This window comes from Rhizobium sp. SYY.PMSO, assembly GCF_046840415.1.
GTDB lineage: Bacteria > Pseudomonadota > Alphaproteobacteria > Rhizobiales > Rhizobiaceae > Rhizobium.
On sequence record NZ_CP177349.1, the window covers coordinates 2,497,143 to 2,522,119 of the forward strand.

30 protein-coding genes are annotated in these 24,977 nt (G+C 61.8%); 20 read left to right on the forward strand and 10 right to left on the reverse strand.

Annotated features, from left to right (window positions below; all coding sequences use genetic code 11):
* Positions 1-13 precede the first annotated feature (13 nt).
* Positions 14-247, reverse strand: coding sequence for a hypothetical protein (locus ACJJVH_RS12220; protein WP_113371080.1), 234 nt, complete (start codon positions 245-247; stop codon positions 14-16).
* 154 nt (positions 248-401) lie between these two features.
* Here ACJJVH_RS12220 and ACJJVH_RS12225 point away from each other — a divergent pair, with 154 nt between their 5' ends.
* The 4 genes from ACJJVH_RS12225 to ACJJVH_RS12240 all read left to right on the forward strand — a co-directional run bounded on the left by ACJJVH_RS12225 (position 402) and on the right by ACJJVH_RS12240 (position 4,997).
* Positions 402-1,676, forward strand: a complete 1,275-nt coding sequence (locus tag ACJJVH_RS12225) for an MFS transporter (protein WP_113356295.1) — start codon at positions 402-404, stop codon at positions 1,674-1,676.
* Positions 1,677-1,703: 27 nt separating this feature from the next.
* On the forward strand, positions 1,704-1,895 hold the full coding sequence (locus tag ACJJVH_RS12230) for a DUF1192 domain-containing protein (protein WP_112800760.1): 192 nt from the start codon (positions 1,704-1,706) through the stop codon (positions 1,893-1,895).
* A gap of 370 nt (positions 1,896-2,265) precedes the next feature.
* A complete protein-coding gene (locus ACJJVH_RS12235; RefSeq protein ID WP_112800758.1) occupies positions 2,266-2,781 on the forward strand; it encodes a DUF1465 family protein in 516 nt (171 codons plus the stop codon).
* A 278-nt stretch (positions 2,782-3,059) separates the two neighbouring features.
* A complete protein-coding gene (locus ACJJVH_RS12240) occupies positions 3,060-4,997 on the forward strand; it encodes a GTP-binding protein (RefSeq protein WP_412064052.1) in 1,938 nt (645 codons plus the stop codon).
* A 74-nt stretch (positions 4,998-5,071) separates the two neighbouring features.
* Here the strand turns inward: ACJJVH_RS12240 and rpmE are convergent, their stop codons facing one another.
* Positions 5,072-5,293: a 50S ribosomal protein L31 gene (gene rpmE, locus ACJJVH_RS12245; RefSeq protein ID WP_112800755.1), complete on the reverse strand. Its 222-nt coding sequence runs from the start codon at positions 5,291-5,293 to the stop codon at positions 5,072-5,074.
* 174 nt (positions 5,294-5,467) lie between these two features.
* Here rpmE and ACJJVH_RS12250 point away from each other — a divergent pair, with 174 nt between their 5' ends.
* The 5 genes from ACJJVH_RS12250 to ACJJVH_RS12270 all read left to right on the forward strand — a co-directional run bounded on the left by ACJJVH_RS12250 (position 5,468) and on the right by ACJJVH_RS12270 (position 10,461).
* On the forward strand, positions 5,468-7,288 hold the full coding sequence (locus ACJJVH_RS12250) for an ABC transporter transmembrane domain-containing protein (protein ID WP_113371082.1): 1,821 nt from the start codon (positions 5,468-5,470) through the stop codon (positions 7,286-7,288).
* A 109-nt stretch (positions 7,289-7,397) separates the two neighbouring features.
* A complete protein-coding gene (locus ACJJVH_RS12255) occupies positions 7,398-7,586 on the forward strand; it encodes a YegP family protein (protein WP_015341032.1) in 189 nt (62 codons plus the stop codon).
* 249 nt (positions 7,587-7,835) lie between these two features.
* Entirely contained in the window at positions 7,836-8,174 is a 339-nt protein-coding gene (locus ACJJVH_RS12260; RefSeq protein WP_113356292.1) for a YciI family protein, read from the forward strand.
* 6 nt (positions 8,175-8,180) lie between these two features.
* Positions 8,181-9,422 carry an RNA polymerase sigma factor gene (locus ACJJVH_RS12265; protein ID WP_412064053.1) on the forward strand — a complete coding sequence of 414 codons (1,242 nt, stop codon included), beginning with the start codon at positions 8,181-8,183 and terminating at the stop codon, positions 9,420-9,422.
* Positions 9,423-9,512: 90 nt separating this feature from the next.
* Positions 9,513-10,461 (forward strand): IS630 family transposase gene (locus ACJJVH_RS12270; protein ID WP_412064054.1). Its coding sequence is split into 2 segments (ribosomal slippage): positions 9,513-9,848 and positions 9,850-10,461, totalling 948 coding nucleotides; the frame shifts between segments, so codons are not numbered across the junction.
* A gap of 117 nt (positions 10,462-10,578) precedes the next feature.
* On the opposite strand, the gene ACJJVH_RS12275 is transcribed toward ACJJVH_RS12270, so the two are convergent.
* From ACJJVH_RS12275 to ACJJVH_RS12295, 5 genes are all read right to left on the reverse strand, one after another.
* Positions 10,579-11,610: a peptidoglycan -binding protein gene (locus tag ACJJVH_RS12275; protein WP_112800749.1), complete on the reverse strand. Its 1,032-nt coding sequence runs from the start codon at positions 11,608-11,610 to the stop codon at positions 10,579-10,581.
* A gap of 3 nt (positions 11,611-11,613) precedes the next feature.
* The gene (locus tag ACJJVH_RS12280) at positions 11,614-12,657 is read right to left on the reverse strand and encodes a flagellar motor protein MotA (protein WP_112800746.1); all 1,044 of its coding nucleotides are present in this window, start codon (positions 12,655-12,657) and stop codon (positions 11,614-11,616) included.
* A gap of 130 nt (positions 12,658-12,787) precedes the next feature.
* Positions 12,788-13,588 (reverse strand): inositol monophosphatase family protein, encoded by an 801-nt coding sequence (locus ACJJVH_RS12285; protein WP_112800881.1) that lies wholly within the window; start codon positions 13,586-13,588, stop codon positions 12,788-12,790.
* 192 nt (positions 13,589-13,780) lie between these two features.
* Complete coding sequence (locus ACJJVH_RS12290; RefSeq protein ID WP_112800744.1) at positions 13,781-15,001, reverse strand: tetratricopeptide repeat protein; 1,221 nt, start codon at positions 14,999-15,001, stop codon at positions 13,781-13,783.
* A 9-nt stretch (positions 15,002-15,010) separates the two neighbouring features.
* Positions 15,011-15,664 carry a thiamine phosphate synthase gene (locus tag ACJJVH_RS12295; RefSeq protein WP_412064055.1) on the reverse strand — a complete coding sequence of 218 codons (654 nt, stop codon included), beginning with the start codon at positions 15,662-15,664 and terminating at the stop codon, positions 15,011-15,013.
* Between the two features lie 222 nt (positions 15,665-15,886).
* Between ACJJVH_RS12295 and ACJJVH_RS12300 the strand changes: the two genes are divergently transcribed.
* Positions 15,887-16,147: an ArsR/SmtB family transcription factor gene (locus tag ACJJVH_RS12300; protein WP_034476040.1), complete on the forward strand. Its 261-nt coding sequence runs from the start codon at positions 15,887-15,889 to the stop codon at positions 16,145-16,147.
* 179 nt (positions 16,148-16,326) lie between these two features.
* Here ACJJVH_RS12300 and ACJJVH_RS12305 read toward each other — a convergent pair whose 3' ends face one another.
* A complete protein-coding gene (locus tag ACJJVH_RS12305; RefSeq protein WP_112800877.1) occupies positions 16,327-16,500 on the reverse strand; it encodes a DUF465 domain-containing protein in 174 nt (57 codons plus the stop codon).
* A gap of 232 nt (positions 16,501-16,732) precedes the next feature.
* Here ACJJVH_RS12305 and ACJJVH_RS12310 point away from each other — a divergent pair, with 232 nt between their 5' ends.
* The 6 genes from ACJJVH_RS12310 to ACJJVH_RS12335 all read left to right on the forward strand — a co-directional run bounded on the left by ACJJVH_RS12310 (position 16,733) and on the right by ACJJVH_RS12335 (position 20,690).
* Positions 16,733-16,936, forward strand: coding sequence for a YdcH family protein (locus tag ACJJVH_RS12310; RefSeq protein ID WP_112800742.1), 204 nt, complete (start codon positions 16,733-16,735; stop codon positions 16,934-16,936).
* 19 nt (positions 16,937-16,955) lie between these two features.
* On the forward strand, positions 16,956-17,450 hold the full coding sequence (gene purE, locus ACJJVH_RS12315) for a 5-(carboxyamino)imidazole ribonucleotide mutase (RefSeq protein ID WP_112800875.1): 495 nt from the start codon (positions 16,956-16,958) through the stop codon (positions 17,448-17,450).
* The gene (locus tag ACJJVH_RS12320) at positions 17,447-18,505 is read left to right on the forward strand and encodes a 5-(carboxyamino)imidazole ribonucleotide synthase (protein WP_412064056.1); all 1,059 of its coding nucleotides are present in this window, start codon (positions 17,447-17,449) and stop codon (positions 18,503-18,505) included. Before purE ends, ACJJVH_RS12320 begins: the two co-directional genes overlap by 4 nt.
* A gap of 152 nt (positions 18,506-18,657) precedes the next feature.
* Positions 18,658-18,783, forward strand: a complete 126-nt coding sequence (ykgO, locus tag ACJJVH_RS12325) for a type B 50S ribosomal protein L36 (RefSeq protein WP_003582204.1) — start codon at positions 18,658-18,660, stop codon at positions 18,781-18,783.
* 91 nt (positions 18,784-18,874) lie between these two features.
* The gene (locus ACJJVH_RS12330; protein ID WP_112800738.1) at positions 18,875-19,504 is read left to right on the forward strand and encodes a hypothetical protein; all 630 of its coding nucleotides are present in this window, start codon (positions 18,875-18,877) and stop codon (positions 19,502-19,504) included.
* 136 nt (positions 19,505-19,640) lie between these two features.
* Positions 19,641-20,690: an alpha/beta fold hydrolase gene (locus ACJJVH_RS12335; protein WP_412064057.1), complete on the forward strand. Its 1,050-nt coding sequence runs from the start codon at positions 19,641-19,643 to the stop codon at positions 20,688-20,690.
* On the opposite strand, the gene ACJJVH_RS12340 is transcribed toward ACJJVH_RS12335, so the two are convergent.
* Positions 20,669-21,610, reverse strand: a complete 942-nt coding sequence (locus tag ACJJVH_RS12340) for a LysR substrate-binding domain-containing protein (RefSeq protein ID WP_112800734.1) — start codon at positions 21,608-21,610, stop codon at positions 20,669-20,671. The two genes, ACJJVH_RS12335 and ACJJVH_RS12340, sit on opposite strands and share 22 nt — an antisense overlap.
* Positions 21,611-21,720: 110 nt before the next feature.
* On the opposite strand from ACJJVH_RS12340, the gene ACJJVH_RS12345 reads away from it, so the two are divergent.
* From ACJJVH_RS12345 to ACJJVH_RS12360, 4 genes are all read left to right on the forward strand, one after another.
* Positions 21,721-22,113 (forward strand): tautomerase family protein, encoded by a 393-nt coding sequence (locus ACJJVH_RS12345; protein ID WP_113383698.1) that lies wholly within the window; start codon positions 21,721-21,723, stop codon positions 22,111-22,113.
* 5 nt (positions 22,114-22,118) lie between these two features.
* Positions 22,119-22,520 (forward strand): cupin domain-containing protein, encoded by a 402-nt coding sequence (locus ACJJVH_RS12350; protein WP_113383697.1) that lies wholly within the window; start codon positions 22,119-22,121, stop codon positions 22,518-22,520.
* Positions 22,517-23,089 carry a DUF4865 family protein gene (locus ACJJVH_RS12355; protein ID WP_113383696.1) on the forward strand — a complete coding sequence of 191 codons (573 nt, stop codon included), beginning with the start codon at positions 22,517-22,519 and terminating at the stop codon, positions 23,087-23,089. Before ACJJVH_RS12350 ends, ACJJVH_RS12355 begins: the two co-directional genes overlap by 4 nt.
* Before the next feature lie 89 nt (positions 23,090-23,178).
* Positions 23,179-24,150, forward strand: coding sequence for a threonine/serine dehydratase (locus tag ACJJVH_RS12360; RefSeq protein WP_113383695.1), 972 nt, complete (start codon positions 23,179-23,181; stop codon positions 24,148-24,150).
* Between the two features lie 4 nt (positions 24,151-24,154).
* On the opposite strand, the gene ACJJVH_RS12365 is transcribed toward ACJJVH_RS12360, so the two are convergent.
* A complete protein-coding gene (locus tag ACJJVH_RS12365; protein WP_412064058.1) occupies positions 24,155-24,790 on the reverse strand; it encodes a LysE family translocator in 636 nt (211 codons plus the stop codon).
* Positions 24,791-24,977: the final 187 nt, after the last annotated feature.

Consider the following 24,977-nt stretch of genomic DNA (forward strand, 5'->3'; position numbering starts at 1 on the left):
GGCATAAACCGCCTTAAAATACCTCGTTGACGAGCAATGCGACCGTCCAGATGGCAAAGGCAAAGATGGCTATCTTCCAGAAATCGGCCCTGCGCCTCAGACCCGGCAGCCCCAGGGGCTTGATGATATGCACCACCATGGCGAGCAGCAGCAGCACCCCTATGGCTTTTGTCACGCTATTTTTCCCCGTTTGCGCAAGAGTGAGCACAACCGCGACCAAAAACCGCTGCGCAGTTTTCGCGATCATGCTCTAATCGTCATAGGACGGACATTTTTCCGCGCCAACAGACTGCTTCTACACGCCGATAGCGGCAATCCGGGACACAATCAATAGTGAAAACAGGCAGGGCGGGATCCTGCCTTATCGGTTCCTTAAACGGATCCGCATGAAGGTGGGGAGCATGAAAAGAAATATTTTGCCCGTACTCGCTCTGCTGTTCGGCACGCTCTTCCTGTTTACGGGAAACGGCCTGCATAGCCTGCTGCTGCCCGTGCGCGGCACGGCGGAGGGCTATGCCACGACCACGCTCGGCCTGCTCGGCACGACCTGGGCCACCGGCTTCGTGCTCGGCTGCCTGACCGCGCCGAAACTGGTCCGGCGCATCGGCCATGTCAGAGCCTTCTCGGGCTTCATCTCCGTCATCGCCATCATCGCACTTTTGACGGGCATCGTCGTCGATGCGACCTGGTGGGTGGTGCTGCGCGCCGTGACCGGCTTCTGCACCGCCGGCACCTCGATGATCATCGAGAGCTGGCTGAACGAGCGCGCCACCAATGAGAGCCGCGGCGCGATCTTTTCGCTGTACATCGGCATCACATTGATCGGCGCCGTTGCTGGCCAGATGATGGTGCCCTTCGCCGATATCCACACGCCGATTCTCTTCATGATGTGCGGTATCTGCTATTGCGTCGCCATGCTGCCGACCACGCTGTCGACCGCCGCCTCGCCGCAGCCGCTGAAGGCCGTCAGCCTCGACCTGAAGGCGCTCTACCGCAATTCGCCCGTCGCCTCGCTCGGCATCCTGCTCGTCGGCATCGCCAACGGCGCCTATGGTACGCTCGGTGCCGTCTTCGGCGCCAATGCCGGTCTTTCCGAAGGCGATATCGCGCTGATGATGAGCATGACCATCTTCGCCGGAGCGGTGATGCAGCTGCCGGCCGGCCGCCTTTCCGATCGCATCGACCGCCGCTACGTGCTGGCGGGCATGGCCGCGATCGCCGCGCTGGACGGCCTTCTGCTCTTCCTGCTGAAGCCCGGCAGCCCCTTCTTCCTCATCGGCATGGTGGTGATCTACGGCGCGGTCGCCAACACCCTCTATCCGATCGCCGTGGCCCACGCCAACGACTTCGCCGCGCCGGAGGATTTCGTCAAGGTTTCGGGCGGCCTGCTGCTGCTCTATGGGATCGGCACCATCATCGGTCCGACGCTCAGCGGCCCGGTCATGTCCTCCGTCGGCCCCTATTCGCTGTTCTTCGTCACCGCCACCGCCCATGTGCTGATCACGGCCTATGCGATCTTCCGCAGCCGCCGTCGCGCCGCCAGGCCGGCGAGCGATCGCGATTCCTATACGACCATGCCGTCCGCCAATGCCCAGATGATCACGCCGGAAAGCATGTCGCTCGCGCGCAGCGAGACTTCAAAAAAGGACGATATAACTGTAAATTACGGCACCTGATCCCCCGACGGGGAAGGAGGAGCCGAAATGAGCATATTCGACGAGGATCGTCCGAAGCAGCCGTCCGTTCACGAAATCGGCAGCGATCTGTCGCTGCTGTCGGTGGATGAGCTTAAAAACCGTGTCGCACTGCTTCAGGGCGAGATCGTCCGGCTGGAAGCGGAAATCGCCACCAAGGCATCCGGCCGCAAGGCGGCAGAGGGTCTTTTTCGCTTCTGAAGCCCCCGGCGGCGGCGCAAAATCCGGGCGGCGCGGGCCAGATTATGGCATGTTCAACTGAATATTAAGCTTTACGACATATTACTATGATCATCCAGATTCGCTCTGGACTCAGACAGTTCCTCGACTTGGCGAATTGGTCTGATTTTTCTCCCTGTTTTACCTTGAGAGCCGCTTTTGCGGCTCTTCTTTTTTGCTCTGTATCACGCCCCTTTCCGAAACTGTGGAGATTAACCCTTTCTTAAGAATCACCTTGCGAATTTCAGTTAAAACCAGCATCTTAAAGTCATAAAAGCGGGTGCCGAAAGCTCTTAGGGACTTGACCGGCCTTTCCTGAACAAAAGTGTTGCGTGAAGCAGGGATTTATTCGATGTCGGAACTTGGGTTGAACACGATCAGCTTCGCTGGCCACGCCGCATCGTCGGCGCAGTTCAGGGCACTCTATTCTGAGGGGATGTCGCTGGTCGAGGAAACCGCCGGCTATCTCGACGGCCAGGGCCGTGCTGCCTCCAAGGTTCTCCCGCGCATGGCCTCCGTGCTTTACGCCGCCGAATCCATGCGGCTGACGACCCGTCTCATGCAGATGGCATCCTGGCTGCTGCTGCAGCGTGCCGTCAACAACGGCGAAATGTCACGCGATCAGGTGCTCGCCGAGAAGAACAAGGTTCGCCTCGACGGTTTCAATGTGGACCGTGCCGCGCCCGGCTGGAACGATCTGCCGGAATCCTTCCGCGATCTCGTCGAGCGCTCCCTTCGCCTGCAGAACCGCGTCGCCCTCCTCGACCGCGAAATCTACCGCCCCACGGAAGCTGCCATCGTTCCGGACAACCAGAACAGCGTCAAGGCGCAGCTCACGCTGCTGCAGACGGCTTTCAGCGGCACCTGAGCCGATCGGACCATTGACGGAGAATTTGGACCGGCCGTGCCATGCGCGGCCGGTTTTGTTTTGGGCCGTCGTCTCATACCCGGAAAAGCGTCACACAACGACCAAGCCCCAAGGAGAAGCCGCGCAACGCTTGACGGATTTTGCGAAGCATCTGTAAAAAAGAGTGGCCGCCTTCCTCAAAGGGTGGGCAAACCGATATCGACTGTGCGTGGAGGACCCAATGCGCCGACTCACTTCTCACGAAAATCAAATCCGAAATTCTGAGAAGATGATGGACCATGCGCACATTGAATCTGGGCATTCTCGCCCATGTAGACGCGGGCAAGACTAGCCTTACGGAACGACTCCTTTTCGACACCGGCATAATCGACAAGCTCGGCAGCGTCGACGCCGGCAGCACACAGACCGACAGCCTCGAGCTTGAAAGACAACGCGGCATCACCATCGCTGCGGCGGTGGTCTCGTTCACCATCGGCGATGTGACCGTCAACCTCATCGACACACCAGGCCATCCCGACTTCATCGCCGAGATCGAGCGCATTCTGCAATTACTCGATGCGGCCGTGGTCGTGGTTTCGGCTGTCGAGGGCGTGCAATCGCAGACCCGCGTGCTCGTCCGGGCATTGCGACGCCTCGCCATACCCTTCGTGTTCTTCATCAACAAGGTCGATCGCCTCGGCGCGCGCTATGAGGAGGTTCTCGTGGATATTGCGACGCAGCTGGCGGTTCGCCCCATGGCGATGTCTGATGTCAGCAATGCCGGCAGCAGGCTTGCCACCGTCGCGCCTGCCGACATCGGAACCGATCCCCATTTCTCGCGTCTATGCGAAACACTTACAGCCAACGACGAGGCTTTGCTGGAAGATTACGTTCTGGCCTCCGAGCGGCTGACGCGGCAGCGACTGGAACAAGCCCTCCGCAACCAGGTGGCGATGTCTCTGATCCATCCGGCATTTGCCGGTGCGGCGACGCGAGGTCTTGGCATCCCTGCCCTGATCTCGGCGATAGAGACCTTGCTGCCCAGCCAGCATCCGAATCCTGACGGCCTGGTTTCCGGGACCATATTCAAGATCGAACGCGGATGGGGCGGCGAGAAGCTTGCCTATCTCCACCTGTCGTCGGGCACGATCGGCCTTCGCGACGACATCGAAACGGCGAACGGCCCGGCAAAGATCGGCAGTCTTCAGCTGTTCCGGGAGGGCCGGACAGACAAGGCCACACAAATCAGCGCGGGACAAATCGCCAAGGTCGGCGGCCTCTCGAATGCCCGCATCGGCGATTGGATCGGCACCGAAAGCCCACCCGGCACGCTTCGCCACTTCGCGCCACCCACCCTCGAAACTCGCATTCGCCCCATGCGGCGTTCCGAAGATGCAGCACTCTGGCTGGCTCTTGGCCAGCTCGCGGAGCAGGATCCCCTCATCAACCTGCGTGCCAATGAGGAGACGGGCGACATATACGTCTCGCTCTACGGCGAGGTACAGAAGGAGGTCATTCAGGCGACGCTGTTGAGTGAGTTCGGCCTGGACGTCGTCTTCGAGGAAAGCACCGTCATCTACGTCGAGAGGCTCGTCGGAAAGGCGAGTGCGATTGAACAGATATTCAAGGAGCCCAACCCGTTTCTCGCAACGGTCGGATTGCGCGTCGAGCCGCGACCGGAGAGCGCCGGCAACAGCTTTACCCTGGAGGTGGATGTCGGCCAGATGCCCGCGAGCTTCTACCGGGCAGTCGAGGAAGCCACGTTCGAAACGCTGAAGGAAGGTCTTTTGGGGTGGCAGGTCATCGATTGCCATGTTGCGATGACCGCGGCAAAGCAGACCTCGCCGGCAAGCACGGCGGCGGATTTCCGCAAGCTGACACCGCTGGTGCTCGCATCCGCGCTGTCATCGGCGCAAACCACGCTCTGCGAACCCATCGAGCATTTTCACATCGAGATACCGGCAACGGCTCTGGCTGGCGTGCATAGCCTCCTCGCCAAATCCGGCGCATCGCTGAGGAAATCGCTGATCGATGAGGGACTGGCGCGGTTGGAGGACACGGTGGCTTCATCCATGATCCAGAATCTCCAAAGACAACTGCCGGGATTGTCAGGCGGAGCGGGCGTCCTGGATCACACATTTGACCATTATGCGCCGCTGGCCGGGCCGCAACGTTTGCGAGACCGCGCGGGTATAAACCCTTTCGACCGCGCCGATTATCTGCGTCGCGTGCGATGAGGCGCCGAAGATCTATTCCAACGCAAAAAGCCCGGCAAAGCCGGGCTCTTTTCAAACAGCATATCGCGGAGCGATTAGATGCCGAGACCGCCGAAGCGCTTGTTGAACTTCGAAACGCGACCAGCGCGGTCAACCATCTGCTGGTTGCCGCCCGTCCAAGCCGGATGAGACTTGGAATCGATATCGAGGTTCATGACAGCGCCTTCGGAACCCCAGGTCGAGCGGGTTTCATATTCGGTGCCGTCGGTCATGACTACCTTGATTACGTGGTAGTCGGGATGAATGTTGGCCTTCATAACAATCTTCCTGTCATGCCAGGGTCCATTTGTCGCAAGCCATTGCGGCAACCGAACCGATTGAATAAATGAAGCCGCAGTCCGCTAAAGGCCACGGCTTCCAATTAAGATGGCGTGCCTATACATGAAGGCAGCGGCGATAACAAGGGGCGAAACGTCAAGTCCCTTGCTGATATGGGGATTGGAGACGACTTGTCAGAGACTGGCCAGGCAGAGGAAAAGAAAAGCAGATCAATCCGTCCCCTTGGACGACTGGCGCCATACCTCAGGCGATATCGCGGCATGGTGGCCGGGGCGCTCGTTTCGCTCGTGGTCGCCGCCGTCACCTCTCTCGCCTTGCCGGTCGCCGTCCGCCGCATGATCGATCATGGCTTCGATCAGGTCGACCGTGGCCTGATCGACAGCTATTTCGTCGCGATCATGATCATGGCCCTGCTGCTCGCCGCAGCGAGCGCGCTGCGCTACTATTTCGTCATTTCCATCGGCGAGCGCATCGTCTCGGACATGCGCCGCGAGGTCTTCGATCATGTCACGCGGCTGTCGCCCTCCTTCTTCGATGTCAATCAGTCCGGCGAGATCGTCTCGCGGCTGACGGCCGACACGACGCAGATCAAGTCCGCCGTCGGCGCCACGGCCTCGGTTGCGCTGCGCAATCTCATTCTCTGTCTCGGCGCCGTGATCATGATGATCGTCACCAGCCCGAAACTGTCGAGCATCGTCCTGATCGCCATACCGATCATCGTGCTGCCGCTCGTCAGCTTCGGCCGCTCGGTGCGCAAGCGCTCGCGCGCCGCGCAGGATACGCTGGCGCAGGCGTCGGCCTATGCCAACGAGACCATCGCGGCCAACCGCACCATCCAGGCCTATAACGGCGAGGCCGCCGCCTCGCAGCGCTACGGCGCCGCCGTCGAGGATGCCTATCGGGCGGCGCGGGCGGCGATCAAATCCCGCTCGCTGCTGACGGGCTTCGCCATTGCCATGGTCTTCGGCAGCATTGTCGCGGTTCTCTGGGTCGGCGCCCAGAACGTGCTTGCCGGTACGATGTCGCCCGGCACGCTCGGCCAGTTCCTGCTCTATTCCGTCATCGCCGGCTCCTCGCTCGGCTCGCTGTCCGAGGTCTGGGGCGAGCTGTCGCAGGCCGCGGGCGCGGCCGATCGCCTGGGCGAGCTGCTTGCCGAGGTATCGCCGATTGCGCCCCCGGCCAATCCCCTGCCCCTGCCGGAGCCGCCGCAAGGCCGCGTGGAGTTTTCCGACGTTCATTTCTTCTATCCGTCGAGGCCCGGCAGATCCGCCCTGCACGGGCTCTCCTTCTCGGTGAAGCCTGGCGAGACGGTTGCCATCGTGGGCGCGTCGGGGGCGGGCAAGAGCACCGTCTTCTCGCTGCTGCTCCGCTTCTACGATCCGCAGAAGGGCCGCGTCGCCATAGACGGCGTCGATGCGCGCGATGTCCTGCCGGACGCCCTGCGCGAGCGCATCGCCATCGTGCCGCAGGACACCACGATCTTCGCCGCCTCGATCCATGACAACATCGCCTTCGGCCGTCCCGACGCTTCCCGGGACGAAGTCCGGGCCGCAGCCGTCGCCGCACAGGCGGACGAGTTCATCACGCGTCTGGAGAAGGGATACGACACCCAGGTCGGCGAGCGCGGCGTCACCCTTTCCGGCGGCCAGCGGCAGCGTATCGCCATTGCCCGTGCCATCCTGAAGAATGCGCCGATTCTCCTGCTCGACGAGGCGACCTCCGCCCTCGATGCCGAGAGCGAAACCCTTGTCCAGAAAGCGCTGGAGGGCCTGATGGAGGGGCGCACCACCCTCGTCATCGCCCATCGCCTGGCAACCGTGCTGAAGGCCGACCGCATTCTCGTGCTGGATCAGGGCCGCATCGTCGAGGAGGGCACGCATCAGAGCCTGATCCGCCATGGCGGCATTTACGCGAAGCTTGCCCGCCTGCAGTTCGATGCCGGCATAGAGGAACACATGCTCATCGCGAAATAACCAAAAACCGGGCAAGTCACGCCGGATACAACCTTGTAGAAATAGCTACAAAATTGAGCTAGATTTTCGGCGTCATCTCGCGCTGACGCGATTCTAGGAGACGAGAACCATGTATAAATTTGAAGTCTACAAGGACAAGGCCGGCGAGTTTCGCTTCCGCTTTAAAGCCTCGAACGGTGAAACCATGTTCGGGTCCGAAGGCTACAAGGCGAAAGCCTCGGCCCTGCATGCCATCGAGTCGATCAAGGCTCACGTCGGCGGCGCCGTCATCGACGACCAGACCACCGCTACCGCATAAGACTTCGCGTCCAGCGTTTGTTGTAAAGCCATTCGCGGCCGGCTGCCTTCCAGGCATGCCGGCCGTTTCGTCTTCGCGATCATGAATTTCGAAAAAATCGGCTGTCTCTGTCGAAATCGCCGGTGCCCGCGGCTCATCGTATCGAAGCGGCAGAAGGCCGCTTCACGGCAACGTTGCTCATTCTGGAATCCAGTCCACAATGACGTCACCGTCCGGTTCATAGCCAACACAGCGAGCGGGAGTAGCTCCATGCAATATGCCTTGATCATCCGAGAAGCCCCTGAGGATTTCAGACGCCGCGAAGATCCCGCCTACAGGGATGGCTGGATCGCCTACACCCAGGCCCTTGTTCAAGCCGGCATCATGACAGGCGGCGCCGGGCTCAGCCCACCCGAGACTGCCACCGTGATCCGCCGTCGCGGCGAGGATCATGATGTGCAGGACGGCCCCTTTCCCGAAGGCAAGGAGCAGCTCGGCGGCTTTTACCTGATCGATGTGCCGGATCTCGATGCCGCGCTCGAATGGGCCGTGCGGGTACCGATCTCGCATCAGGGCTCGGTCGAAGTACGGCCGCGCTTGCAGATGTAGGCCTTCATGCTGTCCGACGCTCAACGCGCCACCGAGCAGGTGGCGCGCCAATCCTACGGCAAGCTGATCGCCTTTCTCGCCGCGCGCTCGCATGATGTGCCGGCTGCGGAAGATGCCTTGTCGGAGGCGATTGCCGCAGCGCTGCGCAGCTGGCCGGAGCGGGGAATACCCGACAATCCGGAAGCCTGGCTGCTGGTCGCCGCGCGACGCAACCTGATCCGCGGCTTGAGGCACGAGACCGTCAAGGCCGCGGGCCGGGTGAGAATAGAGATGGCGATGGAAGAGGCGCAGGAGCGCATGAATGCGGATCATCCACCCTTCCCCGACGAGCGGCTGAAACTCCTCTTTGCCTGCACCCATCCCGCCATCGACACCACGATACACGCGGCACTGATGCTGCAAACCGTGCTCGCCATCGATGCGGCCACCATAGCGAAGGCTTTCATCGTTGCGCCGGAGACCATGAGCCAGCGGCTCGTGCGGGCAAAGATCAAGATTCGCGATGCCCGCATCCCCTTTACCGTTCCGGAGCAACCCATGCTGCCGGATCGGCTGGCCGGGGTGCTCACGGCGATCTACGCAGCCTATGGCCTCGGATGGGAGGGGCTCGGAGACAGCGAGAAGCAGGGCTCGCTGGCGGAGGAAGCCATATGGCTCGGGCGCGCGCTGCATGCCACCCTGCCCCGTGAGCCGGAAGCGATGGGCCTGCTGTCGCTCATGCTCTACAGCCAATCCCGTCGCGGCGCGCGGCGCAATGCGAGCGGCGACTACATCCCCCTCGATCAGCAGGATACCGTGCTCTGGGACGCCGCGATGATTACCGAAGCCGATGACCTTCTCCGGCAGGCAGGCGCTTTCGCTCGCTTCGGCCCGTTCCAGTGCCTGGCGGCAATTCAATCCGTACACGCCGAACGGCGGCGCTGCGGCACGACCGACTGGCGGGCGCTCGCCAGGCTTTACGAAGCACTTCTGATCATGAAGCCGACCACCGGCGCACGCGTCAGTCACGCCGCCGTTGTCGCCCGCATGGACGGCCCCGGTGCCGGACTGGAGCTCCTGAACCGGATGGCCGAGCGCGATATCGTCAACTATCAGCCTTATTGGGCCGTTCGCGCGCATCTGCTGGCCGAAGCCGGCGATATGGAATACGCAACGAGCGCTTACCGCTCGGCGATCGGATTGAGCAGCAGCGAGGCCGTGCGGCGATTTCTGCTGCGACGCCTCGCCACCCGGCTCGATCGCCGCTAGAGCGTTTCCGCTTTTATCTGAATCGGAAGGGATTCCGTTTTTGGCTATTTTGTGATTCAAGATTCTGGCTGGAGTGGAGGCCAGCATCGGATGGCTCGACCTATTTCAAATGATCTTCGCAAGCGTGTTGTTGATGCGATCGAGGCCGGCGAGAGCTGCCGGTCGGTGGCGGCGCGGTTCGCTATTGCGGCCTCTTCAGCGGTGAAGTGGTCTCAGCGTTATCGTTCGAGCGGATCTGTTGGGCCGGGGAAGATGGGTGGTCATCGTAAGCGTGCTCTGGAGCCGTACCGGGCGTTTATCGTGGAACGGGTCAACCAGACGCCGCATCTGTCACTGCATGCGTTGAAGGAAGAGTTGGCCGTACGAGGGGTGAAGGTATCCCACGATACCGTATGGCAGTTCCTGCGGCGCGAGGGGTTACGGTTCAAAAAAAACACTGTTCGCCCGTGAGCAGGCGCGCGCCGACATTGCGCGGCGACGACAGCGGTGGCGGTCCTGGCAGACCGGTCTCGATCCAAGGCGATTGGTCTTCATTGATGAAACCTGGATCAAGACCAACATGGCGCCGCTTCGAGGCTGGGGGCCGAAGGGCAAACGCCTACGTAGCTTCGCCCCGCATGGTCATTGGCGCACTCTGACTTTCCTTGGCGCGCTGCGCTGCGATCGGCTCGTGGCACCTTGTGTCTTCGATGGGCCGATCAACGGCCAGTGCTTCCGAGCCTATGTCGAGCAGCTACTCTTACCGATCCTCGAACCCGGAGACATCGTCGTCATGGATAACCTCGGTTCCCACAAGTCGGTCGCCATCCGTCAGATAATCCGCAACGCTGGTGCACGGCTCTGGTATCTGCCGCCCTATTCACCCGACCTCAATCCGATCGAACAGGCCTTCGCCAAAATCAAACACTGGATGCGCCTGGCACAGAAGCGAACCGTCGATGACACCTGGCGTTACATCGGCAATCTCGTCAAAACCATCGAGCCAAGCGAATGCGGCAACTACTTCGCTAATGCTGGATACGCTTCCGTTAAAACCTGAAACGCTCTAGGACCTTTCCGCTTTTCTTCGAAATCGCGAAAATACTCTATCGCTTTGTTTTCGCGCAGTTCCAAACGGAAAACCGTTACGCACCTGTCACGGAATTGCTCGAAGCGATTACTTTTCGGTCAGCTTCAGCTCGATGCGGCGGTTGGTGGCGCGCGCATCCGGCGTGTCGCCGGGTGCGATCGGCTGGAATTCGCCGAAGCCGGCCGCGACCAGCCTGTCGGCAGGAACGCCCTGCGAAATCAGGAACTTGACGACGGCGATAGCGCGGGCCGAGGACAGCGCCCAGTTGTCCGGGTAACGGCCATTGCCGGAAAGCGGCACATTGTCCGTGTGACCATCGACGCGCAGCACCCAGTTGATTTCCGGTGGAATTTCCTTGGCCAGATCGATGAGGGCGGCCGCAAGCTTGGTCATTTCCGCCTGACCGGCGGGATTGAGATCGGCGGCGCCGGATGGGAACAGCACTTCGGACTGGAAGACGAAGCGGTCGCCGACGATGCGGATATTGTCGCGGTCGGAGAGAATTTCGCGCAGCCGGCCGAAGAAGTCGGAGCGATAGCGGTTCAGTTCCTGCACACGCTGCGCCAGCGCCACGTTCAGCCGCCGCCCGAGATCGGCGATCTTGACCTGCGACGACTGGTCCTTGGCCTCGGATGCCTGGAGAGCCGCCTCCACGGCAGCGATCTGGCTGCGCAAGGCGGCAATCTGCTGGTTGAGGAGATCGACCTGGCTGAGGGCGCGCGCGCTTACCTGTTTCTGTTCCTCTAGATCCTGCGAGAGCGTGCCGGCGCGCTGTTCGGCAGCCTGGCTATTGCCGGAACCGGCGGCGAGGAGGGCCTGCAGCCGCGAGCGCTCGCTCTCCGCCGATGACAGCGACGCTTGCAGGTTGGCGACGGCGTCCTCCAGATCCTGCTTGCCGCTCTTTTCCAGCGCCAGTTGCTGCACCAGATCGTTGATGCGGCTGTTGAGGCGGTTCAACACCTCGTCGCGCCCGGAAATTTCGCGACTGAGGATGAACTGGCCGACGACGAACACCGTCAGCAGGAACATGATGGCCATCAGCAGCGTGGACAGCGCATCGACGAAACCGGGCCAATAGTCGACGCTTCTCTGGTGGCGTCGGTTGCGGGCGAGCGCCATGACTTACTTGCTCCCGGTCTTCTCGATATGGCCGATGCGGTCGGCAAGACGGTCGAGCGTGCGGCGCATCGATTTCGCCTCTTCCTGCTGCGCCTCGATCCAGTCACGCAGCATCTGCTGTTCGTTGCGCATGTTCTTGACCAGGCCCTGAATGCCTTCGGCAAGGTTTGCCATGGCCGTTACCGAACGCTGGCCGCCGCCCTCCTCGGCAATCTTGCGCAGATAGTCCGACAGCGCCCGCACATCCTCCGAAGAGGCGCCGGCGGCACTCTCGATAACGGGGGTAAGATCGGAGCCGACGTCGGTGACGGAGGAGAGCCAGTTTTCCAGCTCGGTGTAGAAGCGGTTCTGCGCACGGCCGGCCTGCAGGTCGAGAAAACCGAGAATCAGCGATCCGGAAAGGCCGAGCAGCGAGGAGGAAAAGGCCGTGCCCATGCCGACCAGCGGGCCGGAGAGCCCTGATTTCAAGGCGCTGAGAATATCGCCGCTGTCCCCGGTGCCGGCATCGAGGCCCTGGATGACGTCGTTGATCGAACCGATCGTGCCGATCAGGCCCCAGAAGGTGCCGAGCAGACCGAGAAAGACGAGCAGGCCGATGAGGTAGCGCGAGGTGTCGCGCGATTCGTCGAGACGCGTGGCAATCGAATCGAGAATGGAGCGCAGCGTCGCCGTGGAAAGCTGCATCGCGCGGCGGTTGCCGATCAGCGCCCGCATCGGCGCCAGGAGCCGCGGATTGCGGCCGACCTTGTCCGCGTTGCCGACGGCGCGGAAATGATTGAACCAGCGAACCTCCGGCCTCAGCATCAGCACATGATTGAACACGAGCAGGATGCCGACGGCCAGAACGCCCAGGATCAGGCCGTTGAGGCCGGGATTGTGCAGGAAAGCGACCTGAGCCTGCCGAAACAGGATGGAGACGATGAAGCCGACGATAATCAGGAAGAGGACCATCGTCCAGAAGAACGCCATCGGGCTTGAAAGCTTGTAGGCGTAGCTGCCCGATACGTTGTCGGTCGATCCCAGATCCGACAGATTCACATTTTCCATCACACGCTCCGCCGCATTTTCCGCAGCCGGAGACTAGAGCAACATTGTGCCGAATTGAAGAGACGGAAAGCACAAAACAGCCCGTTGGCAACAGACTGTTTTATCGGCCGAAAAGCAGCGGAAGCTAAACTTATTTCGTCGGGATCGGCCGCTTGACCACTTCGGCGAGCGCTTTCTGGATATGCTCGTTGCCGCAGATGATCGAATTCGTGCCGAGCATGTCGGTGCCGCCATGGAAGTCCGAAACGAAACCGCCGGCTTCACGAACGAGCAGAATGCCGGCCGCGATGTCCCAGGGAGACAGGCCGGTTTCCCAGAAGCCGTCGAAGCGGCCGGCAGCAACATAGGCAAGATCGAGCGACGCGGAGCCGAGGCGGCGCATGCCGGCGACCTCGCCCATGACGTGGCGCAACTCGACGAGGAATTTGCCGTGATTGCCGCGGCCGAGATGCGGAACGCCGCAGCCGATGACGCTGTCCGACAGCACGCGGCGCGAGGCGACGCGCAGGCGGCGGTCGTTGAGGAAGGCGCCGCCGCCGCGTTCGGCCGTATAGAGCTCATCGGTCGCCGGGTTGAAGACGACGCCGGCAACGATCTCGTCGTTGCGCTCCAGGGCGATCGAGACGGCAAACATCGGAATGCCGTGCAGGAAGTTGGTGGTGCCGTCGAGCGGATCGACGATCCAGCGATGCGCGCCGTCCGTCCCCTTCACCTCGTCGCTTTCCTCGCCGAGAAAGCCGTAGGTCGGGCGGGCCTTCATCAGCTCGTCGCGGATGACCTTCTGCGCCTTCAGATCCGCCTGGCTGACGAAATCGCCCGGTCCCTTCACCGAAACCTGCAGGTTCTGCACTTCGCCGAAATCGCGGCTGAGCGACTTGCCTGCCTTGAGAGCAGCCTGAACCATGACATTGAGAAGAGCAGAACGGGCCATCGGGTTTCCTTGGGTAATGCAGAGAGCGCTGACCGGGCCCAAAAGCAGGCCCCGACGGAGCGGGAGCGTCAGCGGAAATAAAAGATTGGCGGCCTCAAGACCATAAAATCGGGGGAATTTCAAGTGGCGAGGCTGCAGCACACGCAAACTGACGTCACATCCGCTCCGATATGACGGAATTCGACGCCGCTCTTATTGCGCGCGGCGATACTTGTTGGCGGCATCGATGGCCGCTTTCTGCTGGTAGTCCTCGATGCCCTGATAGAAATCCTCAAGCTCGGAGTCCTTCAGGCCGGCACGGCGCGAAATGACATACCATGTCGCCGCCGCCACCGGGTCCTGCTTCGTGCCGATGGCATTGATATAGAGGTGCGCCAGCTTGTTCTGCGCGACGACGTTGCCGCGATAGGCAGCGACGCGCATCCAGTTGAAGCCGTTTTCCAGGTCCTGCTTGCCGCCGGTGCCGTTGATCAGCCAGATGCCCATGTCGAGCTGCGCGGTATCGAAGCCGGCATTGGCCGCACGCGACAGCCATTCGCGGGCGCGCGCCTTCTTTTCCGGCGGCAGGTCGGGAAGATTGAGATAAAGCTGCGAGACGGCATATTGCGCATCGGCAATGCCCTGCTCGGCGGATTTCTCATAATAGGGAAGCGCCATCTGCAGGCCCTTGATGCCCGGATTTTCGGCCGTCAGCATCTGGGCCACATTGAATTCGGCGGAAGGTTGGCCGGCCTCGGCCGCCTTTCTCATCCACTCGTCCGCCTTCTTCTGGTCACGAGGCACATCGCGCCCTTCGATCAGGATCAGCGCATATTTGAACATCGAGGTGGGATCCCCGCCCTCGGCCGCCTTGCTGTACCAGAAGGCGGCATTCTTGGGATCGCGCCTGACGCCCAATCCCTGCGACATCAGCTCTGCGATCAGGGTCTGCGCCGCCGGGTCGCCAAGCTGCGCCCGCGGCAACGCCTTCTGGAAAGCCGTCAGATAATAACCGCGCTGGAACGCGCCGTAGGCATCGTCGATCTTGCCGGTGAACGGCTTTTCCGGCGGCAGGTCGGGCAGCTTGGCACCCATGCGTTCGAATACGCCGACGCCCTGCGACGGCTTGATGTCGCTTCCGTTCTTCGGCTCGGCGCCCGGCTGGATGTTTTCAGTCTTGAAACTGCCGGCATCCGCGCCGAGCGGCCGCGTCACGATGCTGTCGTTGCGCGGCGGTGCGTCCGGCACGGCCGAGTCGTCGTCGGATTGCGCTTTGTCATCCGGCCGCGCGCCCTTTTCCGCGGGCGCCGCAACGCCGGGCAGCGATGTATCGCCATTGCCCGATTGCGCCGCAGCCGGCAATGGAAATGCCGCGAGCCCGGCTGCAAGCAAGGCAAGAAACGAACGATGGCGGAATCGGGGCTTGAACGACATGAATCGCTATCAATCCTCAAACCGTGGCGCTTTTTCGTCCAGAAGCGCATTCACTTCGGCGACGATCGACGGCGCCGCTGCGGGGTCCGCAAAAACCGCCGTGTGCAGCGCGACGAATTCGGCGCCCGTCAAGGCCACGTCCAGAGCCGATTTCGGATCGCTGCCGCCCATGATGATGCATGGAATCTCGATCATCGAAGCCCACCATTCGCCTAGCGCGAGGTTTTTCGGATGAGCTTCGGACTTGATGTCGCCATCGAGCTTGCCGAAGAATATGTAGTCCGGCCGCAGCTCGCCGATTTCCAGGGCGCTGTGCCTCTCGGTCGCGCTGCCACCGCCGACAATCAGCTTCGGCACGAATTTTTCCACCGCTTCCGCCAAATCCGCGAGCTTACCGGCGATGTGCAGCCCATCGGCCTTGACGCGGCCCGCCACGCGGCTGTCTCCGGCAATCAGGGCCGCCGCACCGGCCGCCTGCACCACAGGCACCAGCTTTTCCGCATGCTTCTGGAACGTGCCATCGTCGAGCCCGTATTGCGGAATGATCACCGAGGCGACATCGCCGCCCCTCAGGGCATCGGCCACTGCCTTCGTCCGCTGCTCGATATCGGCAATGTCGGGAACGATGAGAACGAGGCGGCAACGATCTTCGGGCACGGTCATGCGGGCTTCCATGGTTTCGGCTTCCATCGTCGGCGACGGCTCAGCGGTTCGAGAGTCGTGAGTAAATCCGTTAGCCCTCTCTGACAAGAGGCAGCAACCGAAACCGGCCGTTCGCGGCAAAATGCGCCATGCCGCAACCGCCGGCAGCGGCCTGCTCGCACATTATATCATGCAGCGCACAATTAACTTGCCGCCCTTGGGCGTTTGACGTAGCTTTCCGCCATGTCGACCATGGACCCTTTCGCAGCCATCGCGGATCCGAACCGGCGTTATCTGCTGGAGGAATTGCGCCGTGCACCCAAAACGGTCAACGAACTGGCACAGGGCCTGCCCATCAGCCGTCCCGCCGTTTCGCAGCATCTAAAGGCGCTTCTCGACAGCAATCTCGTTTCCGTCACCAATGAAGGGACGAAACGCATATACGCGGTCAACAGCCGCGGTTTCGACAAGCTCAATTTATGGCTGGATCAGTTCTGGTCCTAAGGTCCCCCGCTTTCGCGGCTCTGCGGAAAATCGCGCCAGCCCCTGCTTTCGACACGAAAGAACTGGCGCATCCGTTTTGATGGAAATGCTCATCGATCTCAGGAAATTTGCCTCAGGACCTTTCGATCTGCCTTTTGCCCCAAGATCGATGGCTTCTGTTGAACTTTGAAAGCGTCGCGTCAGTGAACTGACGAACGTAGACGCTGGATTTCGTCCTTGACGCGTAGTTTCTTCCGTTTGATGTCGGCTATTTGGGTATCATTTATAGAGGGAGATGACAGTGCCAGATGCAGCTCCTCCTCAAGAGCGACATGTTTCTTTTCGAGCGATTCAAGATGAGCTTGAACAGTCATATGACCCTTCCTTCCTCTGAAGAGCCTCAACCATCCATTCGCCAAGGCTCTAGGTGTCACAACCCTCTTACTGTGCCATAATATCCGGCCTTTGTCGAAGGCGAAAACGTGTCTTATAGGCGGCAAATTCGTGATGAAGGATAACTTCCCGTTACCGCCATTTGATGATAGGAGCTTGCGGGATTCAGGAGACGGAACGAATGCGATTCCGCAATATGCTGGGGAAAGAAACATGGCCGATCAGGAACAGGCGGAAATCAGGCTGATCGTGGCGCGGCTGCGTCAGGAACACGAAGATTATGACGCCGCAATCAACGCCATGATTCAGACCGGCTGCGACGCCCTTCGCATCCAGCGCATGAAGAAGAAGAAGCTCGTCATCAAGGACAAGCTGAGCAAGCTGGAAGACCAGATCATTCCCGATATCATTGCCTGAGGAGCATAACGGAACGATGATGACCGAAAGACCTCCTGTCGCCATCATCATGGGAAGCCAGTCCGACTGGGAGACCATGAAGAATGCCGCAGACACCCTGGAAGCGCTCGAGATCACCTATGATGCGCGCATCATCTCCGCCCATCGCACGCCCGACAGGCTGATGAACTTCGCCAAGGGCGCAAGGGACGAGGGCTTCAAGGTCATCATCGCCGGAGCCGGCGGCGCGGCGCATCTGCCGGGCATGGCCGCATCCATGACGCCGCTGCCGGTCTTCGGCGTTCCGGTGCAGTCCCGCGCGCTGTCCGGGCAGGATAGCCTGCTCTCCATCGTACAGATGCCGGCCGGCATTCCTGTGGGAACGCTGGCAATCGGCAAAGCCGGCGCGGTCAATGCCGCCCTTCTTGCCGCTGCCGTCCTGGCCCTCGGCGATGAAGAGATCGCCGACCGGCTTGACGAATGGCGCGCGCGCCAGAGCGCTGCGGTCGCCGAATATCCGATGGACGACCTATGAGCGCGAAGACGATCGGCATCATCGGCGGCGGCCAGCTCGGCCGCATGCTGGCCATGGCGGCCGCACGCCTGAATTTCCGGACCATCGTCCTCGAGCCGCAGGCGGATTGTCCCGCGGCCCAGGTCGCCAACGAACAGATCGTTGCCGCCTATGACGATGCGCCAGCCCTTGCCGAATTGGCGAAGCGCTGCGATGTCGTGACCTATGAGTTCGAGAACGTGCCGGTTTCCGCCGCCGGGGAGCTTGCATCCCAGGTAGCGGTCTATCCGCCGCCGAAGGCGCTGGAGATGGCGCAGGACAGGCTGACCGAAAAGCAGTTCATCAATGGCTGCGGCATCCCGACTGCCCGATTCCATGCCGTCGACAGCCAGGCCGACCTCGAAAAGGCGCTCGTCGATTTCGGCGGACAAGGCGTGCTGAAGACCCGCCGCCTGGGTTATGACGGCAAGGGTCAGCGCGTCTATCGCTCGGCGGCCGACAGCGCCGAAGGCGGCTATGCGGCTTTGGGCAACGTGCCGCTGATTCTCGAGAGCTTCGTGTCCTTCGAGCGCGAGATTTCCATCATCGCTGCGCGTGGAAGCGACGGTACGGTCGCCTGCTACGACCCGGCCGAGAATATCCATCGCAACGGCATTCTCCACACCTCGACGCTGCCCGCCGCCATTTCGGAACAGACCGCGAGCGCTGCCCGGCAAGCCGCCGAAAGGATATTGACGGCGCTCGGCTACGTGGGCGTCATCGGCATCGAGTTCTTCGTGCTTGCCGACGGCAGCCTGATCGCCAATGAAATGGCGCCGCGCGTGCATAATTCCGGTCACTGGACGGAAGCCGCCTGCGTCATCTCGCAATTCGAGCAGCATATCCGCGCCGTGACCGGCCTTCCGCTCGGAAATCCACGGCGTCATTCGGATTGTGTCATGACCAACCTGATCGGCGACGACATCCTGGCGCTGCCGGAATGGCTGCGCCTTGACGACGCGCTGGTACACCTTTACGGCAAGACCGAAGCGCGGCCGGGCCGCAAGATGGGCCATGTTACACAGCTTCTGCGCTGAGAACGGCGGGAAAAAGCCCCTGACATGGTTGACAGGCCCGGTATGACAGGGTATTTGCTCCCCACCCTAAAGAGCGCGCCCCGAGCGCGCTTTTGATTGTTAAAGACCCGGGCGAATGTGACATTCCCCCTCGAACATCGCGGATCAGAAAAATGAAGATCAAGAATTCGCTCAAGTCGCTCAAGGCGCGCCACCGTGACAACCGTCTCGTCCGCCGCAAGGGCCGCATCTACATCATCAACAAGCTGAACCCGCGCTACAAGGCTCGTCAGGGCTGATATAGCGCGCGGCTCGGATCGCAGCGATCCGGCGTTCAGTTTTAGTTGATCGCATCAAATTTGTTTTGATCTTCGACATTGGCGGGCTACTATGCCCGCCATGCGCGTTTTTGCTTTGTCATATCTAGCCCTGCCGATTTTGTTTGCCTTGACCGCCTCCGCCCCGCACGCGGCGCTGGCGGATGAGACGAGCCTGATGGAAAAGAAGGATCCCGGCGATTCTTCCGGCAGCCTGTCGCCCAAGCAGCAGCTCGACAATCTGTTCACGGCTCTGAAGCGCCAGCGCGATCCCGATCAGGCCAATATGATCGCGGAACAGATCAATGCCGAACTCAGCGATTCCGGCAGCGCCACGATCAATCTCCTGATGCAATGGGCCGACAAGGCCATTCAGGACAAGCGCAATGCCGCTGCCATGGATTATCTGGATCAGGTGATCTCGCTGAAGCCCGACTATGTCGAAGGCTGGAACCGGCGCGCGACGCTCAATTTCGCCATTGGCGACTATCGAAAATCGATGGAAGACATCAATCAGGTGCTGCGCATCGAGCCGCGCCATTTCGGCGCGCTGGCCGGCATGGCGGCCATCCTGACCGAGCGCGGCAACGATGCGCTGGCCCTCAAGGCCTGGGAGCGCTTTCTGGAAATCTATCCGGCGAGCCGGTCGGCCCAGGACGAAGCGGACAAGCTCTCGGAGAAGATTGCCGGAAGCCCCACCTGACGTTTTGCCGCAGCCAGGCTCATCCCGCCGTCCAAAGCAGGTCGGCCAAATCAGGTTGGCCAAATCAGGTTGGAAGGGATGAAAAGCTGGAACGATGCGCTAGATTGATGGCTCAAGATATTTGATCCGTGCCGCAATGATCGATTCTCTGCTCGCTGTCATTGTCATGTTTCTTGTCGTCGCCGCAGGCTTTTCCGCCTATAAGACGCGCGCCATCGAGCAGACCTATCCCAATATAGGCGAGTTGACCGATATCGGCGGCTACCGTCTCAACGCCGTGCATCTGCCACGCCCGACCACGGCGGACCTGCCCGCCTTGGTCTTCATTCACGGCGCCAGCGGCAATCTGCGCGATCAGTTCGAAGCCTTTGCCGCGCCTTTAAGCGGCCGTGCGGAGATGCTGTTCGTCGATCGTCCCGGCCATGGATATTCCGAGCGCGGAACGGCAGAGAACGCCCTTCCCTCCGGCCAGGCCGATGCCATCGCCGGACTGATGGACAAGCGCGGCATCCAGAGCGCCATCATCATCGGCCACTCCTTCGGCGGCGCGATCGCCGCCGCCTTCGGCATGCGCCATCCGGAGAGGACCGAGGGGCTGCTCTTTCTCGCGCCGGCCACGCATCCCTGGTCCGGCGGCGTCGACTGGTACTATACGCTCGCCGCCATGCCCGTCCTCGGCTGGCTCTTCACGCATCTGTTCGTCATCCCGATCGGCCTGCGCCGGGTCGAGACCGGCACGCTCAGCATCTTCCGCCCGAACGAGCGACCGGCGGATTACATCATGAAAACCGCGCCCGAACTGGTGCTGCGGCCGCACACCTTCCGTAACAACGCTGCCGATGTCGTCAATCTTCTAGCCTATGTCTCCGCTCACGCGCCGCGCTATCGCGAGATCAAGGCGCCTACGGTCATCATCACCGGCGACAGCGACGATATCGTGCTGGAAGAACTGCATTCACGCGGTCTTGCGCGAGATATCGCCGACGCCGAACTCGTCACCATCCGCAATCTCGGCCACAAGCCCGACTACGTGACGACGGATGTCGCGATTGCCGCCATCGAACGGCTGGCAGGCCAGCCGCGCGATCTGCAAGCCCTTGCTGCACAGGCGGAAATCCGCATCGCCAGCCTCGGCGGCCAGCTGTCCTGCCGACAAGCCTCCTCTCAGGCCGTGACGACACCGTAGTCGGGCACATCCTCGAATATCCGGCTCTGCGGCACGGTCTCGACCGTCTGCCGCACCGCCTGCAGGATGATCGATGCCAGCCGTTCCGTCGCCGGACTTGCTTCCGCCTCGGCACGATGCAACACGAGATCCAGCTTCGGCAAGGGCGGCAGGCCGGCTTCGCCCGGCATCAGTTGCCGCACCTTTAGCGGCAGGCCGAGCGGGGTGCGCAGCGCAAGGCCGAGACCCGCCGCCGTCGCCGCCCAAAGCCCTCCGAGGCTCGGGCTGACAAAGGATACCCGCCAGCCGATACCGGCGCGGTCGAGCGCTTTCGTGGCGACGGTCCGCAGCAGGCACGGCGCCTCGAGCGAGGCCAGAGGCATGATCTCGCCACTCTCGGCATGCCACCGCACCGCGCCGTTCGCCGGGCCGACCCAGCATGTCGGCACTTCCGCAATACGATCCGTATAGGCTGTGCGGAAGCCATCGCTCCAGGCAAGCGCCAGATCGAGCTTGCCTGACGTTATCCGCTCGATCAGTTCCGCATTGCGCACGACACGCGCCTCGATACGCACCTTTGGATGCGCGCGCGCGAAGCGTCCAAGCACTTCGGGCAGCAGCGTTTCCCCGAAATCTTCCTGCAAGCCCAGGCGAACCCACCCCTCCAGCTCGGTCCCATGCAGTGCGGTGGCAGCCTCGTCGTTCAGGTCCAGCAGCCGCCGCGCGTAACCGAGCATCGTCTCGCCAGCCTCCGTCAAAGCCAGCCCTCGCCCGGCCTTGCGAAAAATCGGCGTACCCGCCTGCTCCTCCAGCTTCTTGAGCTGGGCGCTGATCGCCGAGGTCGAGCGCCCGAGCCTGTCGGCCGCCTTGGCATAGCTGCCGAGATCCATGCCGGTAACAAAGCTGCGCAGCACATCGAGATCGAAGATAACCTTCCGCATGCATAACCATCCATATTTTTGGGATTATATATCCAGAATTATCTGATTTTCGGGATGATTATCCACTGGCATTCTATGCTCGTCAAGTGACGCAAGGACAGGAGCATCCCATGCCATTCACCCGCATCACCCTTCTGCGCGGCAAGTCGCCGGAATATCTGAAAGCGCTGTCGGACAATTTCCACCGCGCACTGGTGGAAGCCTTCGAGGTGCCGCCGACGGATCGTTTCCAGGCCATTCACCAGCTGGAACCGCATGAGCTCATCTTTGACCGGACCTATTTCGCCGGCATACCGCGCTCGGACAACTACGTCTTCTTCGATGTCACGACGGGCAAGCCGCGCAGCACGGACGTCAAGAAGGCCTTCTACCGCCGGGTTGCCGAGCTTCTCGCCGACGCGCCCGGCGTCCGCCCCGAGGACATCATGATCACCATCACCACGGCGACGCGCGAGGACTGGTCCTTTGCCGACGGCCGCGCCCAGATGATCGAGCAGGCCTGACAGCGATGCCGCAGACCACCTCTTCCCAATCGCCCGCCATCCACCGCGCCGGCACCAACATGCGTCGATCGCCCGAAGGCATCGCCACCGCCTCTTTCTGGGTGGAATCGCTGGTGGAGAGCAGTGAAAACGGCAACCTTACCGCCATGCGCTGCGACCTCGAACCGAGTGTCATGACGCGCTGGCATACGCATCCGCACGGACAGATCCTCTACGTCCTGTCCGGCGTCGGGCTTGCCGAACGTTACGGCGGCTCCGCCGAAGAATTGCGGGCGGGCGACTGCATCAGCTTCGCACCGAACGAGCGCCATCGGCACGGCGCGGCACCCGAAAGCACCTTTTCCTACATCAGCATCCAGGCGGCGCTGGACGGCAGTGCCGTGACCTGGCTGGAGGAACGACCATGATCGCCATGCAGTATGATTTCCCCCTGCCCGCGGATTACGACATGGCGATCATCGACCGCCGCATCCGCGACAAGGGCCCCTTGCTCGACAATCTGCCGGGCCTCAAGTTCAAGGCCTATCTCACGGCCAGAAAGGGCGATGCGGTCACGGCGAGCAGGCGGAACCTCTACGCTCCCTTCTATGTCTGGCATGAAGAAGAGGGCTTGAGCGACTTCGTCTGCGGCACCGGCTTCGCAGCCCTGACCGAAAACTTCGGCCGCCCGCAGGTCAACACCTGGGTCGCCTGGCGCGCTGATGCAGCAGCCGATATTCGCAGCGTAAGGTTCGCCACGCGCGAGGTCGCCGCCATCGATATCAATGCGTCGCTGGCCGACCTTCGGGCGGAAGAAAGTGAGGCCGCGGCCATGGCGCTATCGAATGGCGACGCGCTCGCCTCGGTCATCGCCTTCGAGCCGACCCATTGGACGCTGGTGCGCTTCCGTCTCCTGGCCGAGCCACCCAAACATCCGGATCGATCCGGCCTCCAGGTCTATCATGTCGGACATCTCTCGCTGCCCGGCGTCGCCTGAAGTGTCACGGGGACAATCTCCTTGTTTTAAAGAGAAGGCGGGCGCTTTATGGATGGAAAGTCTTTCTGAGTCAGAAGAGTGATCCCTCCATGGTCGATATCGCAATGATCGAAGCCGCCCGCGCTCGCCTCGGCGGCCGGGCCCGGCGCACGCCGCTTCTCTCCTCGCCCTTCCTCGATGAAATCGCCGGGCGGCGCCTGTTCGTGAAGGCCGAATGCCTGCAGCATTCCGGCTCCTTCAAGTTTCGCGGCGGCTGGTCGGCGGTTTCGGCGCTGGAGCCGTCCGTGCGCGCCAAAGGCGTTATCGCCTTCTCCTCCGGCAACCATGCGCAGGGCGTGGCGCTGGCCGCAAAGCTGCATGGCATTCCCGCCGTCATCGTCATGCCGACGGATGCGCCGAAGCTGAAGATCGCCAATACCCGCGCCTTCGGCGCCGAAGTCGTGCTCTACGACCGCATCAAGGAAGATCGCGACGAGATCGGCGCACGCATTTCGAAAGAGCGCGGCCTGACGCTTATCAAGCCCTTCGACGAGCCGCAGGTGATCGCCGGACAGGGAACGACGGGGCTGGAAATCGCCGAACAGGCGGCCGAAGAAGGCATCGAGTCGGCAAGCGTGCTCGTCCCCTGCGGTGGCGGCGGCCTGACCTCGGGCATCGCGCTGGCGCTTGAATCCCGCGCGCCGGGCCTCAAGGTGCGCCCCTGCGAACCGGAAAATTTCGACGACACCGCCCGCTCGCTGGCTTCCGGACGGATCGAGCGCAATGCCGCGCTGCAAGGCTCGATCTGCGACGCCATCATCACGCCGCAGCCGGGCAACATCACGTTTCCGATCCTGAAACGCCTCTGCGGCCCCGGCCTCGTCGTGTCGGACAAAGAGGCACAGAAGGCCATGGCGCTCGCCTTCACCCGCTTGAAGATCGTCGTTGAACCCGGGGGCGCCGTGGCGCTGGCCGCAGCGCTCTTCCACGGCAAGGATATCGACAGCGATGTGGTGATCGCCGTCACATCGGGCGGCAATGTCGATCAGGATGTCTTCGAAGCGGCGCTCGGCCGCCACTAAGCCTTCAGTTTACAGCGCGACGATACAGCGCCAGCGATCCAGCCAGAGCCAGCAGCGCGCCGCCACAGGCGCGCTCGAGCCATTTCGCTCCCTCCGACCTCAGCACGCGCACGGCCTGCGAGCCGAAAACCGCATAGCCGAACATGATCGCGAAATCGAGCGCAGCGAAGATACCGCCCAGAACGATATATTGCTGCATTTGCGGCGCCGCCGGATCGATGAACTGCGGCAGGAAGGCAGAGAAGAAGAGATAGCCCTTCGGGTTGGTGACGGCGACCATGAAGCTCTTCAGGCCGATGGAAATGACAGTTCCTCTCGGCTGACTCGCGCCGGCCTGCAGGGCATTATCGATGGTTCCCTTCGAGCGCAGCATCATGATGCCGAGAAAGGCGAGATAGGCCGCACCCACCCATTTCAGGGCGGAGAACCAGAATTCGGAAGCCGCCAGCAGCGCACCGAGGCCGATGGCGACGGCACCGATGAGAACCGCATCGGAAAGCACCGCACCGACCATGCCCGGCAAGGCGCGCCTGACACCGAAGCGCGAACCGTTCGTCAGCGCCAGCAGCACGGTCGGCCCCGGCGTCGCGATACCGATGAAGGAAACGGCGGCGAAGGCGAGCAGCGTGGTCAGATGCATGGGTCCCTCCTCTTGAAGGGAGGAAGCTTGCATGTGGTGCGGTGCTTAGCAAGAGGGGCCTGCCTGCAATGTGCCGAGCCGCTGATACCCCCTTTGTCCCTGTCGGGACAGGGGGCGCACTCTCCACAGACTCGGCTACCAATGGCTACTGCCCGTTACGACTCCACCCACCCAGCATCCTTCGCAG